This window comes from Flavobacterium mekongense, from assembly GCF_047038255.1.
GTDB classification, from domain to species: domain Bacteria; phylum Bacteroidota; class Bacteroidia; order Flavobacteriales; family Flavobacteriaceae; genus Flavobacterium; species Flavobacterium mekongense.
The window spans coordinates 2,188,137-2,205,196 of sequence record NZ_CP174374.1; the positions used below are offsets into that span (position 1 = coordinate 2,188,137).

Genomic DNA, 17,060 nt, shown 5'->3' on the forward strand with positions numbered 1-17,060 from the left:
GCCTTCCAAACGGAAGGCTTTTTCTTTATAATTTCTCTTTCAAATAAGCTGCGGTAATCGATTTTTTGTTTTTTACTATGTCTTCAGGAGTTCCAACAGCCAATAGGTTTCCGCCATTTTCGCCGCCTTCCGGACCCAAATCAATAATCCAATCGGCACATTTGATTAAATCTAAATTGTGTTCGATTACAATAATAGAATGTCCTTTTTCTATTAAGGCATCGAAAGAGGCCAATAGTTTTTTAATATCGTGGAAGTGCAAACCGGTTGTGGGTTCGTCAAATACAAACAAAGCTTTTTCTTTGGTTACCCCTTTAACCAGGAATGAAGCTAACTTGATACGTTGCGCTTCACCGCCGGATAGCGTGGAAGACGATTGCCCTAATTGTACATAGCCTAAACCAACATCTTGTAAAGGTTGTAATTTTTGTATGATTTTAGTTTGCTTGTGTTCTTTAAAGAATGCAATCGAATCGTCTATGGTCATCGACAAAATATCGTCTATGTTTTTGCCTTCAAAAGCCACTTCGAGGATTTCTTTTTTGAAACGTTTACCGCCACAAGTATCACAAGGCAAGGAAACATCAGCCATAAATACCATTTCAACATTAATCGAGCCTTCGCCTTTGCAGGTTTCACAACGTCCGCCATCAACATTAAAAGAGAAGTGTTTGGCTTGATAACCACGTACTTTCGACAGCTTTTCTTTGGCATATAAATCACGAATGTCATCATAAGCTTTGATGTAGGTCACCGGATTCGAACGCGAACTTCTGCCTATTGGATTTTGATCCACGTATTCGATGTGTTTGATGTGCGAAAAACTTCCTGTCAGTTCACTGAATTGACCGGCTTTATCACCGGCGCCTTCGAGTTTCTTTTGCATGGCAGGAAACAAAATCTTTTTCACCAACGTACTTTTCCCGCTTCCCGAGACTCCGGTAATCACGGTCAAACTCTCGAGTGGAAAAGTCACATCGATGTTTTGCAAATTGTTTTCTCTGGCGCCTTTTATTTCAATATAGTTGTTTGATTTTCTTCGTTTTTTCGGCACCTGAATTTCGAGTTTTCCACTTAAATATTGAGCGGTTAGTGAATCAGCTTTGAGTATTTCGGTAAAAGTACCTTCGGCCACTAATTGACCGCCATAACTCCCGGCTTCCGGACCAATATCAATAATTCTGTCGGCCGCTTTCATAATATCTTCGTCGTGTTCCACCACAATTACAGTATTGCCCAAATCGCGTAAATTTTGCAATACTTTAATCAATCGCTCGGTATCTTTAGGATGTAGGCCAATACTCGGTTCGTCTAAAATATACATCGAACCTACTAAACTGCTTCCCAAAGAAGTCGCCAAGTTGATGCGTTGCGATTCACCGCCTGATAAAGTAGCCGAGTTACGGTTTAGGGTTAGGTAATCTAAACCAACATCACTCAAAAAAGCCAAGCGATTGTTGATTTCGATGAGCAAACGTTTAGCTACTTTAGCATCGTATTCGGATAATAGCAGTTCTTTAAAGAAAGGAATCAGGCGTTTGATGGGCATATCCACCAAATCGGAAATTGTCTTGCCTCCAACTGAGATGTAATTGGCTTCTTTGCGCAAGCGTTTGCCTTTACAGGTAGTGCATTTGGTTTTACCGCGGTAACGAGACAACATTACGCGGTTTTGAATTTTATAGTTTTTCTCTTCTAATTCTTGGAAGAAATCATTTAAACCAGTGAAGAATTTGTTGCCTTTCCACACCAAATCTTTTTGTTCATCGGTCAATTCGAAATAAGGTTTGTGAATAGGAAAATCGAATTTATAAGCATGATTGACCAATTGGTCGCGGTACCAACCCATACTTTCGCCTCGCCAAGGAAAAATGGCATTTTCGTAAATAGAAAGGGAAGTATTCGGAATCACCAATTCTTCATCGATACCAATAATATTGCCGTAACCTTCGCAAGTAGGACATGCGCCATACGGATTGTTAAAGCTGAACAAGTGAATGTTCGGTTCAAGGAAACTCATGCCGTCCAATTCGAAATTGGTACTGAAATCCAAACGTTTTTTAGTATCTGCTTCTTGTAAATAACAAATGCCTTTGCCTTCAAAAAAGGCCGTTTGCACAGCATCTGCTAAACGATTGTAAAAATCTTCGTCTGCTAAAGTTTCTTCGTTGATAACAATACGGTCGATGATTAAAAGTATGTCCTTATTGTTTAGCGAATGTTGGTCGATTTGGTCTAAGCGTACCATTTCGTTATCGACTAAAATTCGGGCAAAACCTTGTTGTAATAGTACTTTCAGTTTGTCTTCTAACTGTCGGCCTTCTTCCAAATGAATCGGAGACAAAAGCAACCATCGGCTGTTGGGCACCAAGTTTTTTACTTCATTGACTACATCGGTTACCGTGTCTTTTTTAACTTCATTACCCGAAATAGGTGAGAAGGTTTTTCCGATTCTGGCGAAAAGCAGTTTTAGATAGTCGTAAATCTCTGTGGAAGTGCCTACCGTTGAGCGCGCATTGGTGGTGTTTACTTTTTGTTCTATAGCTATAGCCGGGGCGATTCCTTTGATGTATTCTACTTTAGGTTTATCCAATCGGCCCAAAAACTGACGGGCATAAGACGACAAACTTTCTACATAACGGCGTTGGCCTTCCGCATAAAGTGTATCAAAAGCCAAACTTGATTTTCCGGAACCCGAAAGTCCGGTGATAACTACTAACTCGTTACGAGGAATTACCACATCTAAGTTCTTCAGATTGTGTATCTGTGCGCCTTTGATGAGGATATTTTTTTTGGGTTCTAATATGCCAATTTCGGTACTTTTCATAGCAGTTGAAAAAATGTGAGCAAAGTTAATCATTTCTCAAATGAGAACGTACAAGGTTAGAATGACATTTTTTTGGTTTTTATATTGAATACTTCAAAATGAAACAATATTTTTACTTATTCATAAACTATAAACCAAGATATGTCTATTTGTAAATCTTCATTAAAGTTTGTTGCCTTAGCTTTGTTGTTTGTTTTTCAACTTACAGCTCAAGAACTACCCCCAATAGTAAAGTTTGGTTCAACGGCTTATGGTGCCGGAAACCAAAATTGGATGGTGACACACGATAGCAATCAGTTTGTTTATTTTGCTAACAACGAAGGTTTATTGGAATTTAACGGTTCAAATTGGACTATTTATCCCTCTCCAAATGAAACGATTATACGTTCAGTAAAAGTTGTTGGGGATAAAATATTTACCGGATGTTACATGGAGTTTGGTTTTTGGAAAAGACAAGCTAATGGCTTTTTGAAATACACCTCTTTGAGTCAGAAAATAAAAAGTAAATTAATTGAAGACGAGCATTTTTGGAATATTATCAGTTTTGATCATTGGGTTTTATTTCAGTCTTTTAACCGAATTTATGTGTATAATGCTAAAGACGGAAAGTTTCAGTTTATCGACAAACATCCTTATATTTTCAGATGTTACAAAATCAATAATTCCGTTTATTTTCAAGCTATAGGAGAAGGTTTGTATGAAATCATCAACGGCAAAAGTTTGTTGGTTAGCAATGATGAAAGAATTAAGAACAATAGGATTGTAGAGATTTACAAGCAAGAGGAAGGCTTGTTGTTGCAAACCGAAAGAGCCGGTGTATTGAAGTTAGAGGACAAAGTAGTTACGCCTTATTTCTTCGAATCCGATAGTGAATTGCGTCAGAATTCCGTTTTTTGTGCCAAAATGTTATCAGATGGTGGTTTTGCTTTGGGAACCATTTCTAACGGAATTTACATACTGAATCGCTCCGGAAAAATTCGATACCACATTACCCAAAACAGTGGATTGAGTAATAATACGGTTTTGTCTTTAAATGAAGATGATGACAATAATTTATGGTTGGGATTGGACAACGGAATAGATTGTATCAATCTTCAATCTCCCATCAGAAGTTTTAAAGACGATTCGGGTTTTTTGGGAACTGTTTATGCTTCCATTAAGTTTAATGGAAAATTGTATATAGGCACCAACCAAGGGTTATTTTATAAATCAGCCGACACTAACGAAAGTTTTAATTTGATTAGTGGAACTAAAGGACAAGTTTGGACCTTATTTGACTATCAGGGTCAATTGTTTTGCGGTCATGACTTAGGAACGTTTATTATCAATTCCGGACAGGCCCAACTCATCTACAAGCAATCCGGAACTTGGAAGTTCAATAGCATTCCTAACCAACCTAATTTGATTATGCAAGGAAATTATAACGGACTTTCCATTTTGGAGAAGCGAGGTGGTACCTGGTCTTTTCGCAACAAAATGGACGGTTTTGATATTTCTTCTCGTTATTTTGAACTGACCAAGCAAAACGAAATCTATATCGGCCATGAATATAAAGGTATTTTAAAAGTTACTCCGGCTTCGGATTTTTTTAAGGTTAAAAAGTTTGATGTTTTAAAATCGCCATCTAAAGGCAAGCATATCAGTTTGGCTAAATATAATGGAACAATATACTATGCCGGAAGGAGCGGAATATATGCGCTTGATGCAAAATCAGGTAAATTTAAAAGGGATGTTAGTTTAAGCAGTATTTTAAAGAACGACGAGTATATCTCGGGCAAATTAAACGTTGACAGATCTAATAAAATGTGGTTGTTTACCAAAAATTACATCTATTATTTTACTTCAGGGAACTTTGACAAAGAACTAAAGAAACATAAAATCTCTATACCGTTTTCTATCACCAATCCGATGATTGGGTATGAAAGCATCACTCAAATATCGGATAATGAATATTTAGTTGGTAAGACAGACGGTTATTTTGTTATTAATCTGGCCGACTTTAAAGTGAAGAGTCATAATATTATTCTAAGTAATGTAAGCGTTAACAAACTTAGCGAACCAATAGTAAATTTATCTATTACAGAACAGGGAGAGCTTCAGCACGACGAGAACAACTTAGTCTTTAACTATACGGTTCCGCAATACAACAGATTTATAGATGTGGAATACCAATATATGTTAGAAGGACTACAGGGGCAATGGAGCGAATGGAGCACTAAATCGAGTATTAATTTTAAAAATTTGGAACCCGGCGACTATGTTTTCAAGGTTAGGGCCAAAATTGCCAATTCATCTCCCGAGAATACAGTAGAATATAAGTTTACCATTTTAAAACCTTGGTATGCTACTAATTTAGCCTGGATATGCTATATTCTATTATTAATAGCCATGGCTTTCTATATTAACAAAGCTTACCAAAACTATTATCGTAAACAAGAGGAAAAACTGATAGAAGAGAATAATTTACTGCTTGAAATTGCTGCATTGGAAAATGAGCAACAGCTTATGAAACTGAGAAACGAACAGCTTTCACAAGATGTTGATGCTAAAAACAGAGAGCTGGCGGCCTCTACAATGAGTTTGATTAAGAAAAATGAACTTTTAAATATCATCAAGGAAGACTTGAAGAAATCCTCTGAAGAAAACAGCGGTAGAAATATTAAATCGGTGATTTCTACAATCAATAGCAATATAGCAGAGAAAGATTCCTGGAAAATATTTAAAGAAGCTTTTGATAATGCTGACAAAGACTTTTTGAAAAAAATCAAAACAGCCCATCCGAGTTTAACACCAAGCGACTTGAAACTTTGTGCTTATCTGCGGCTTAATTTAACCTCAAAAGAGATTGCACCGATGTTAAATATCTCCATTCGAAGTGTAGAGATAAAACGATATCGTTTGCGTAAAAAACTCAATTTGCTCCATGATGATGGTTTAGTTAACTATATTCTCAGTATTTAACTATACAATTTATACTGTCTTTACCACAACATTACCACAACAAAAACCTTTTCGTAACCCTTTTTTTTTTGTTTCTACAGTCAACTTCTGTATAGTCATAAATCAAATTCGCCATGATTTATTGACTGTTTTGTCATATTCTCATTTTCATTGTCAAAAAATTTCACTATGTATATTTTTTGTTGTGGTTGATTATCGATATGGTGTTTTTTAAATAAATAATTTAACATCACATTAACAAGGCACAAAAAGTGTCTTATAAAATAACCAAAACCAAATAATATTAATCGCTTATGAATTTAAAGCTATTTTCTGAAAGATTTAGGAGAAACGTTTTCCTAATGTCTATGTTTTTTGTCTTTATAGTGTCAGCACAAGCACAAAAAACGGTGAACGGAACAGTGAACTCAGGTGGACTTCCGTTACCCGGCGCTAATGTTGCCGCCAAAGGAGCATCGGTGGAAACTTCAACCGATATCGATGGTAAGTTTACCCTCAAAGTTCCTCAAAATGTTACCCAATTAGTTGTTTCTTATGTAGGTTACACTACTAAAGAAGTTACTATTACAGATGGTAACATGATTATAGAACTAACCGAACAAAGCAATGCTTTGGAAGAAGTTGTAATTAATGTGGGATACGGAACCCAAAAGAAGAGTGTTGTTACCGGAGCAATTTCTAAAGTTACTGCCAAAGATTTAGAAAACGTCCCTAATGGTCGTGTGGAACAAGCTCTACAAGGTAGAACAGCGGGGGTTACCATTGCGATGAATGCTGGGCAACCCGGTTCAGCATCTACTGTTAGAGTAAGAGGTATCACTACATTAAATGACAATAATCCATTGTGGGTAATTGATGGTGTTGCGGTTGATTCGGGTGCCCTTGGAGCTTTGAATCAATCAGATATTGAATCCATTGAAGTTTTAAAAGACGCTGCGAGTGCCGCAATTTATGGTGCGCAATCTGCTGCCGGAGTTATATTGGTAACCACAAAAAAAGGTAAATCAGGTAAACTTACAGTAAACTATAATGGATTTGAAGGGATTTCTTCACCTGAAAGAACATTAAACTTGCTTAATGCTACTCAATATGGTGCTATCATGAATGAGCGTTATATTAATGGTGGAGGAACAGGAAGTGTTCCTTATCCTGATTTAGGATCATTAGGAAAAGGTACTGATTGGCAGAAAGCAATATTCAGTGATAGTGCTCGTCGTTATTTACATGAAATCAGCATGAGTGGCGGTGGAGATGTTTCTAACTTTTACTTTTCTTTTGGAACACAAAGTCAAGAGGGTATTGTCATGCCTGAAATTTCAAGCTACAACAAGAAAAATATTCGTTTGAATTCAACCCATAAGGTTAAAGATTGGCTTACAGTAGGGCAAACAATCGGATACACTCATCAAAAATCTATTGGTATCGGAAACACTAATAGTGAGTACGGTGGGCCATTAGCCTCAGCTATTAATTTGGATCCTATAACGCCAATTGTGGAAACAGATCCGATTTTGGCAAATGGTACAATTTACACCAATCCTTATGTGATTAGAGACAATAATGGCAATCCTTACGGAATTTCCGGAGTGGTTGGACAAGAAATGACTAACCCAATTGCCTATGCTAAAACCAGAGGAGGTCAATACAACTGGTCTGATGATTTCATTGGGAATGTATTTGCTGAAGTCAAATTGATGAAAGATTTAAAATTAAGATCAACTTTTGGAGCAAAATTAGCCTATTGGGGCGGACAAGGGTTTACACCTTTGTATTATTTGAGTCCAACGGTTAACAATACAACTTTGAACAACATTTCCAGAGTTGAAAACAGAGCTTTTAACTGGAATACTGAAAACACATTAACCTATACAAAAAATATCAAAGACCATAATTTTACGGTATTGTTAGGTCAGGGAGCTTATAAAAATAATGAGTTTTATAAAATGACAAGCGCGACTCACTTCGGTTTAAGCACTAACGATTCTTCTGAAGCCTCATTTAATGACGGAACGGTTACTCAAGATAATAAGATAGGTTATGCCTACGATTATCCTGCTAATGTTACTACATCTCTTTTCGGTCGTATTACTTATGATTACAAAGAAAAATACTTGTTCAGTGGATTGATCAGAAGAGATGGTTCTTCACAATTTGGTCCGGATAACAAATACGGTACATTCCCGTCTCTATCCCTTGGATGGGTTCCAACCAAAGAGGAATTTTGGAAAGAGAATAAAATTTTAAATACACTCAAGTTACGTTTCAGTTACGGGGTAACCGGAAATAGTAGAATTCCAAATTTTGCTTACCAAGCAATTATTGAAGGTGGAAGAAATTACACATTCGGTAATTCAGGTGTAGTTACATCAGGTTCAACTCCGGGAAGAATTGCCAACCCTGAGTTAAAATGGGAAGAAACTACCCAAACCAATATAGGTTTTGATGCCAAATTATTAAATGATTTTACTTTCACTTTTGATTGGTACAAAAAGAAAACATCCGGTATCTTATTAGATCCTGAATTACCGGGATATGTAGGTAATGAAGCACCACCTTTCCAAAATATTGGTGAAATGCATAACTCAGGTTTAGAATTTGAGTTAGGGTACAAAAAAAGAATCAACGAATTTAACTTGTCTGTGAATGCTAACTTGGCTACCGTCAAAAACGAAGTGGATTATTTAGGTCCGGTACCTTTTTACACTGGACCTGGATTCCAGTCTATGGGGCCGGTAACGAGAACTCAAGTAGGTCAAGCTTATAACTCTTTTTACGGATTCCAAACAGCTGGTATATTCCAAAACCAAGAAGAAATCAATGCTTACACTAATGCTTCAGGAGGTTTAATCCAACCTGATGCAGTTCCCGGTGATTTTAGATGGAAAGATGTTAACGGTGACGGAAGTATAACAGATGATGATAAAAAATTCTTAGGCAGTCCGCTACCTAAAATGACTTTCGGATTCACCATCAACATGGATTACAAAGGTTTCGATATGATGATTTTTGCGCAAGGTGCAGCCGGAAATAAAATTTTCCAAGGATTACGACGTTTGGATATCGGCAAAGCCAATTACTCTACAGAGGTATTAAGCAGATGGAACGGTGAAGGTACTTCTAATTCATATCCTAGAATTTCAAGTGATGATGCTAACGGTAACTTTACTAAGATGTCAGATTTCTATTTAGAAGATGGTGATTACTTGAGATTTAAGGTAGTACAATTAGGTTATACATTACCTTCTACTATTATCAACAAAATCGGTATGCAAAAAGTTCGCTTGTACATTACAGCTGAGAACTTATTAACTTTAACTAAATATACCGGATATGATCCGGAAATCGGAGGAGATGTTTTTGGAATCGATAGAGGATATTATCCACAAGCTCGTTCTTTTATGTTTGGTGCTAACTTACAATTCTAAAAAAAAAATAAGATGAAAAGAAATATTAAAATTTTAGCGTTAACTGCCTTAACCTCATTAATGGTTACTTCATGTAGTGAAGAATTTTTAGAGGTAGATCCGAGTGGATTAAACGTAGAAACCAATTATTACAGAAACGAAACTGAAGCGTTTGCCGGTTTGGTAGGAGTGTATGATATGGTAAGAAAAAATTCGGGTGGATTTGAAAATATGATTACCATGTTTAATGCCGGTTCAGACGACCAATTCGCCGGTGGTGGTAGTTCTTCTGACGGTGCAGGAATTCAGTCGTTTTCTAATTATACAATAAATACGAATACAATCCCGAGAAGTTTTTGGAGTGATTATTACCGAGGAATTTACAGAGCTAACCTAATGTTGGTTAAACTTCCTGGCGTTCCTATGGATGAAACCACTAAAGCCAGATTTACAGCAGAAGCTAAAGTATTGAGAGCTTATTATTACTTTAATTTGGTGAGAATGTTCAAGAATGTTCCTCTAATTTTAGAGCCTCTTGCACCATCTCAATACTATTCAGTTACTCAAGCAGATCCTGCAGAAGTATATGCCCAAATTGAGTCGGATATCACAAGCTCTATTGATAATTTACCGATGACTGTTAACGTAGATACCGATGGTGGTCGTTTAACGCAAGGTTCAGCCCGAGCAATTTTAGGTAAAGTTTATCTATACCAAGGTAAAAATTCTCAAGCTGCTGCTGAATTGGCTCAAGTTAATGGTACTCCCGGAGGTGTAAGTCAATATGGATACAGTTTGTTGTCAAACTATAATGATTTGTGGAATTTCTCTAACAAATTTAATTCTGAGTCTGTTTTAGAAGTTTCTCACTCTGCTCAAGGTTCTTATTGGGGAATTTGGGGAGGAAATGCTGATGAAGGAAATACTGTAAACGTGATGGTAGGACCAAGAAGTTATGTGCGCTTAAATAGTGCTTTTGCTCCAGATCTGCCTTCAGGATGGAGTTTTAATGTATTCACTGATGATTTCTTCACATTCATGCAAGGCGATCCTAGATTAAATGCCACAGTTTTAAATTTAAATGCCTTGAAAACTGCAGGTCATGCCGACTATATTGGTGGTTACCAAGATACAGGTTATTTCCTAAACAAGTTTTTACCTAAACAAGCGGATGTTTATTCAGGTCCCGGTGATGCGGTGTTGAATTACAGACAAAACACTTATGCTATTCGTTTGGCGGATACTTATTTAATGGAAGCAGAAGCTTTAGGCGGAACTGGTACAAGAGCTCAAGCTTTATTAGATGCCGTTAGAGGCAGAGTAGGATTACCATCTGTTCCGGTATCAATGACAGCCATAAAAAATGAAAGAAGAAGAGAATTAGCCGGTGAAGGACACAGATGGTTCGACTTAGTTCGTTGGGGAGACGCACCTACAGTTTTAGCTTCAAGAGGATTTGTAGCCGGTAAACATGAAATTTTACCTATTCCTGCATCAGAATTAGCTGGTACACAAATAGTTCAAAATCCTAATTATTAATAAAGATCAACATGAAAAAAATAATTTTAAGTTTTGCAGTTCTTTCAATGTTGGCGTTTACAGGTTGTAGTACGCCAGAGGGAATTGACTCGGATTTATCTTCACTAAATTCAGTTTCTGCCGCAAATTTTGATAGAATTTTTGATATCAGTACTGATAATTCAGGACTTGTAAGAGTAACACCTATTGGTGAAGGTATATCAAAATCAGTAGTAACTTTAGGTCACGGAAACGATGGTGAAATCACACTCTTTCCCGGTGAAAGTACTTCCCACAATTATCCTGAAGGAAGTTATAATGTTACCATAGTATCTTATGACTTAGCCGGTCAAACTACCACCAACACCTATCCTTTGCAAGTTACTTATGTGGCTCCAACGGATATTAATGTTGAACAAAATTTTTCAGGAACTTCTTTAACTATCACAGCAACTGCTAACTATGCCAATGGTATGCAAGTAACTTGGGGTGATGGTGGTGCCAACGAAGTACCTACTGTTATGACTGGTTCTTTGGGACAAACATTTACAGTACCGGCTCATAACTATGCGCCGGGAGTTTACACTTTAACTGTAACGGCATTGAGCGGCGGTGCTGCCACTACAACAGCTACTTTCCCGATTACTGTTTATGCCCCTTTTGCATTACCAATCACTTATGAAAGTCCAATTCAAAATTATGGAATTGGAGGGACTTTCGGAGGCGTTGGCGTTGCTGTTGTGGCTAATCCATTCCCTGGAGGACTAAATACCAGTAACAATGTTTGGAGATATACTAAGCCAACCGGGGCTGCTTCTTGGAGCGGAACTTGGACACCTATGTCAACACCAAACTCAATTCCAATTAACATTGACAATGGTAATAAAATAAAAGTTTTAGTCTACTCAACTGAAGTTGGTAAAATGTTAAATGTTGAATTGGAACAAGCAGATAGCGGTATTCCAAATCAAGTATTAAAAGTAGCTTCAACGGTTGCTAACCAGTGGGAAGAGTTGGTTTTTGATTTTGGAGCTTCTGGTATTCCTGCCGGAACATCTTTCCGTCAATTGGTTTTCCGTTACAACGACGTTACCGATGGATTGGGTGAAGTTATTTACATCGACAATATTAGACAATCAAATTAAGATACTATGAAAAACAATTTTAAATACATATCACTAAGCTTCCTACTGGTAGCATCTCTATTTGTAGGATGTCAGGAAGATAATTATTCCTTAGGTGATTTAACTGCACCAAGCAATTTAGTTATTGAAACAGAAGTTGTAGGTCAAAATGGCGATAATCCAAACGGAGATGGTTCAGGAAAGGTTAACATAAAAGTTACCGCTAACGATGCTTTGTCATTCAAAATCGGATACAATGACGTAACCGATTTAAATTCGGAAGTAGAGTTTGTAAGTGTTCCAACTACCATTGTCAATAGTTTACCAACCGGTACTATTCAAAAGAAGTTTACCACTTTAGGTTTACATACATACAGAATCACTGTTGTAGCTTATGGAAAAGGAGGAAGTTCAACCACCGCAACAGCTGAAGTGCAAGTCGTAAGTAACTTTACACCAGATCCTACTATTGTTACCTATTTGACCAATGACGCATCAAAAGCTTGGAGAGTTGATAAGAGTGTACCAGGACACTTTGGTGTTGGTCCATGGATAGGAGCCACCTCTCCGATATGGTGGTCAGCAGCTATTAATGAAAAAGTGGCTTGTTGTAACTGTTTCTATACTGCAACTTTTACTTTTACCAAAGTAGCTTCTTCTAATTCATTCACTATTCAATCGGCTACTCCTGACGGAGCATTTACCAAAACAGGTTCTTTGGCCTCAATTCCGGGAATTCCTGGCGCAGGAGATGAAGGCTGTTATGGATATGGTGGTGGAACAACAGCTTTCTCTTTTATTCCGTCAAACTCCGGAATTTCTGCTGATACTCCATCAACACAAACAAGTATTTTATTGTCGGGCACAACTACTTTTATCGGTTATGGTGCTTTACAAAAAGAATATGAAATTATGGTCATTACTCCTGATTATATGTACCTAAGAGTTCAAGGTACTGAAACAGGAAATGCATGGTATTTAAAATTAGTACCGGCTATTTAATAAGCATAAAAAACCGACAGGAATTCTATTGTAAATTTCTGTCGGTTTAACAACTAACAATTAAATCGGATTTGTTTTGAAAAATAATTTTGAGTTATTCAGCGCCGCTCTCGGACAAAGGCTTTTTTCGATAATGGCTATTTTACTGTTGCTCAGTTGTAGCAGCAGTGGTGGAGGTGATGATACTGATTCAAAACCCACAAACCTTGTAGTTAATAAGGTAATAGTTGGTACAACACCCTCAATGCCAAACGGAGACGGTAGTGGTGTAGTTAATTTTACGGTTTCTGCCGATAATGCCACATCATATAAAATTTTAATTGGTAGTGATGTTATCAATTCTACTACCGGTATATTCAATTATACTTTTACCCAATCCGGTACTAATACCTATACCGTTTATGTTTCGGCTTATAACGGAGCTGAGTTCATTTCAACCAGCGTTGCAGTAACCGTATATGTGACTGCAACTTTGGCGTGGTCGGATGAATTTAATGTTGACGGTGCGCCGGATAGCTCTAAATGGAGTTATGAAACCGGTGCAGGAGGTTGGGGTAATAATGAATTACAACATTACACCAATAGACCTGAAAATGTAATAGTTCAGAATGGAGTTTTAAAAATTAATTTAATAAAAGAGCAATACAACGGTAGTAATTATACTTCCGCAAGAATTGTTACTAAAAACAAATACCAATTTCAATACGGAAGAGTAGATATCAGAGCCAAATTACCGGCAGGTGGCGGAACATGGCCTGCATTGTGGATGTTAGGTTCCGACATTAACACTAATCCTTGGCCTGGTTGTGGTGAGATTGATATTATGGAACATATTGGGAATAATCTCAACAGAATTTACGGTACGCTACATCATCCCGGACACTCCGGTGGAAATGCAGACGGAGGCAGTGTGGTGATTAATAATGCTACCACAGAGTTCCATATATATTCTTGTGAATGGTCAGCAAGCACTATCAAGTTTTATGTTGATAATGTGTTGTATTACACATTCCTTAACAACAACGGTTTGCCTTTCAACAAACCATTCTTCTTTATCTTCAATTGTGCTATGGGTGGAAATTTCGGAGGCGCTGTCGATCCTAATTTCACTTCTGCCACTCTTGAAGTTGATTATGTTCATGTTTATCATTAATATTTTGTTTAGTTAAAATTAGTGTCCTTTTAGCTTCTGTTTGTGCAAAGGCAGAAGCTTTACAGGACGCTGCTTAGCTGTCTAACTTATCGATGATTTTAAAGCCCTTAATTACCGGGAATTCCCTATTTACCTATGAAAAACCTTACTCAAATAAAATCGGTCTTTTTTTCCTTACTATTAGGAATATTGTCCGGTTGCGCTCAGTCTTCTGATGATTCAAATCCTACCCCGGATCCTACACCAACAACCAATGATGTGGCATTTTGGCTCACTAAAGGTAACGGTAGTGTAAAGCTGGAGAAGCAAAATACCATACTCGGTTTCAATACCAATACCAATGTTTATCCTAATATTGATGTCAACGACAGCCAATCATTTCAAACAATTGATGGATTTGGCTACACCCTAACCGGAGGAAGTGTTGATGTAATCAATCAATTGTCTGCTTCAAAAAAGCAAGAATTACTACAAGAACTTTTTGGTTTTTCAACCAATTCAATTTCAGTTAGTTATTTAAGAATTAGTATAGGAGCTTCCGATTTGAGCAGCTCTGTTTATTCATATAATGATATGCCTTCAGGTCAAACGGATGTCAATCTGACAAATTTCAGTTTAGCACCCGATAATGCCTTAGTCCAACTTTTGAAACAAATTTTGCAAATCAATCCCAATATAAAAATCATGGCTACCCCTTGGTCTCCACCCGTTTGGATGAAAGATAACGGAAGTACTGTTGGGGGAAGTTTGCAACCACAATATTACGGGGTTTATGCCCAATATTTTGTAAAATATATCCAAGCCATGCAGGCTGAAGGAATCAGAATTGACGCTATAACACCGCAAAACGAACCTTTACATCCGGGCAACAATCCAAGCTTATTAATGTTGGCTACAGAACAAGCGAACTTTATTAAAAATCATTTAGGACCAGCCTTTCAAACGGCAGGAATTACCACAAAAATTGTGACTTATGATCACAATTGTGATAATCCGCAATATCCAATGACTGTTTTGTCCGATGCTGTTGCGAATCCTTTTATTGACGGTTCAGCATTTCATTTATATGCCGGTGATATTTCAGCATTAAGTACCGTTCACAACGCTTATCCAACTAAAAATTTATATTTCACCGAACAATATACGGCTTCAACCGGCAGTTTTGACGGCGACTTAAAATGGCACCTCAAAAATGTAATTATTGGTTCCATGCGCAATTGGAGTAAAACTGCTTTAGAGTGGAATTTAGCCAATGACGCTTCATTCGGACCTCATACCAATGGAGGTTGTACCACTTGTAAAGGAGCCATTACTGTAAACGGAAGTTTTAGTTATGAGAGAAACGTAGGCTACTACATTATTGCTCATGCCTCTAAGTTTGTACCGACAGGTTCGGTAAGAATTGCTTCATCTCAATCGGGTAGCTTGTATAATGCCGCATTTAAAACGCCGGAAGGGAAAAAGGTTTTGATTGTTTTAAATGATGGCTCAAGCCCTTCGGTATTCAATATTAAGCATAATGGTAAATGGGTAGCCGTTTCTTTAGAAGCAGGTGCTGTAGGAACATTTATCTGGTAAAAAAATTTCTAAAGTGTTCAGAATGAAAAAAATTATAGTATTGGTGTTATTGATTGTTGTTGGTGCTTCTGCCCAAAGAAAGCAAAAAACAAAATCATTACCCTTCTCAACAAAGAATAGGACAGTTGCAGTTTACACTTCTGCTGACAGTTCCGATTTTCGCTTAACCAAAACAGCTGATCTTCAGTTTAAAGAGTTAAAACAGCCTCTGGAAACTCAGGTTTGTGTTTTTGTAAATCCTGATAGGACTTTTCAAACCTTTGTAGGTATTGGTGGCGCTATTACAGATGCCAGTGCTGAAGTTTTTGCCAAACTATCTCCTGAAAAGCAGGAAGAATTTCTAAATGCCTATTTTTCAAAAGATAAAGGAATAGGTTATACTTTAGTTCGAACCAACATGAATAGCTGTGACTTTAGTTCCGGTTCTTACACTTATGTTCAAGAAGGCGATAAAGAATTAAAAACGTTCAACATCCAACCCGACAAACAGTTTAAGATTCCATTGATTAAGAAAGCCATGGCCATGATTGGCAATAAAGCTTCTTTCTATATTAGTCCGTGGTCACCTCCGGCATTTATGAAAGACAACAAGAACATGTTGCACGGTGGAAAACTTTTGCCTGAATACCGTCAGGCTTGGGCTAATTACTATGTGAAGTATATTAAAGCGTTAGAACAAGAAGGATTACCGGTTTGGGGATTGACTGTTCAAAATGAACCGATGGCCAAACAAATTTGGGAATCGTGTATTTTCACTGCAGAAGAAGAAAGAGATTTTCTAAGAGACTACTTGGGACCAACACTACAAAAAGCCGGAATGGGAAATAAAAAAATTACCGTTTGGGACCATAACCGAGATTTGTTATTACAAAGAGCAAACACCATTTTGGACGATCCTGCTGCCAACAAATACGTTTGGGGAATTGGTTTCCATTGGTACGAAAGTTGGAGTGGAGGCGATCAGATGTATGATAACGTTGGAAAGGTTTACGAACAGTATCCAACCAAAAACTTAATGTTCACCGAGGGTTGTGTGGAAAAATTTGATGCCGCCAAATACCAATTGTGGAAAAATGGTCAACGTTACGGAAAATCGATGATTAACGATTTCAATAACGGTACAGTAGCATGGACTGATTGGAATATTTTGTTAGACCAAAACGGCGGTCCTAATCATGTGAAAAACTTCTGTTTTGCACCACTTCATGCCGATACAACCACAGGTGAATTGATTTACACGCCAAGCTATTACTTTATCGGACATTTTTCAAAGTTTATTGAAAAAGGTGCTAAAAGGGTGAGCAGTGCCGCCAGTAGAAGTCAACTTTTAACCACTTCTTTTATCAATAAAGATGGTAAAGTAGTGACTGTGGTTATGAATCAGAGTAATCTGAAAATCAATTACTTTTTGTGTGTTGGAACTACAGCAACTGAAGTGTCTATTTTACCTAACGCTATTCAAACGTTAGTTTATTAAATTTTAAATCATATTG

The 17,060-nt window shown here is 37.3% G+C and carries 9 protein-coding genes; 8 read left to right on the forward strand and 1 reads right to left on the reverse strand.

Features of this window, described 5'->3' with window-relative positions; genetic code table 11:
- Window positions 1-25: 25 nt before the first annotated feature.
- Window positions 26-2,827 (reverse strand): excinuclease ABC subunit UvrA, encoded by a 2,802-nt coding sequence (gene uvrA / locus ACJG85_RS09360; RefSeq protein WP_412476270.1) that lies wholly within the window; start codon window positions 2,825-2,827, stop codon window positions 26-28.
- Between the two features lie 141 nt (window positions 2,828-2,968).
- On the opposite strand from uvrA, the gene ACJG85_RS09365 reads away from it, so the two are divergent.
- The 8 genes from ACJG85_RS09365 to ACJG85_RS09400 all read left to right on the forward strand — a co-directional run bounded on the left by ACJG85_RS09365 (window position 2,969) and on the right by ACJG85_RS09400 (window position 17,044).
- Entirely contained in the window at window positions 2,969-5,788 is a 2,820-nt protein-coding gene (locus ACJG85_RS09365; RefSeq protein WP_409680573.1) for a triple tyrosine motif-containing protein, read from the forward strand.
- Window positions 5,789-6,129: 341 nt separating this feature from the next.
- Window positions 6,130-9,213, forward strand: a complete 3,084-nt coding sequence (locus ACJG85_RS09370) for a SusC/RagA family TonB-linked outer membrane protein (protein WP_412476271.1) — start codon at window positions 6,130-6,132, stop codon at window positions 9,211-9,213.
- Window positions 9,214-9,225: 12 nt separating this feature from the next.
- Window positions 9,226-10,731 carry a RagB/SusD family nutrient uptake outer membrane protein gene (locus ACJG85_RS09375; RefSeq protein ID WP_409680579.1) on the forward strand — a complete coding sequence of 502 codons (1,506 nt, stop codon included), beginning with the start codon at window positions 9,226-9,228 and terminating at the stop codon, window positions 10,729-10,731.
- Between the two features lie 11 nt (window positions 10,732-10,742).
- Window positions 10,743-11,855 carry a hypothetical protein gene (locus ACJG85_RS09380; RefSeq protein WP_412476272.1) on the forward strand — a complete coding sequence of 371 codons (1,113 nt, stop codon included), beginning with the start codon at window positions 10,743-10,745 and terminating at the stop codon, window positions 11,853-11,855.
- A gap of 6 nt (window positions 11,856-11,861) precedes the next feature.
- Window positions 11,862-12,836: a hypothetical protein gene (locus ACJG85_RS09385; protein ID WP_412476273.1), complete on the forward strand. Its 975-nt coding sequence runs from the start codon at window positions 11,862-11,864 to the stop codon at window positions 12,834-12,836.
- Between the two features lie 76 nt (window positions 12,837-12,912).
- Complete coding sequence (locus tag ACJG85_RS09390; protein ID WP_409680587.1) at window positions 12,913-13,989, forward strand: glycoside hydrolase family 16 protein; 1,077 nt, start codon at window positions 12,913-12,915, stop codon at window positions 13,987-13,989.
- Between the two features lie 135 nt (window positions 13,990-14,124).
- Window positions 14,125-15,567, forward strand: coding sequence for a glycoside hydrolase family 30 protein (locus ACJG85_RS09395; RefSeq protein WP_412463897.1), 1,443 nt, complete (start codon window positions 14,125-14,127; stop codon window positions 15,565-15,567).
- Between the two features lie 22 nt (window positions 15,568-15,589).
- On the forward strand, window positions 15,590-17,044 hold the full coding sequence (locus tag ACJG85_RS09400) for a glycoside hydrolase family 30 protein (RefSeq protein WP_412463898.1): 1,455 nt from the start codon (window positions 15,590-15,592) through the stop codon (window positions 17,042-17,044).
- The last annotated feature ends 16 nt before the right edge of the window (window positions 17,045-17,060 follow it).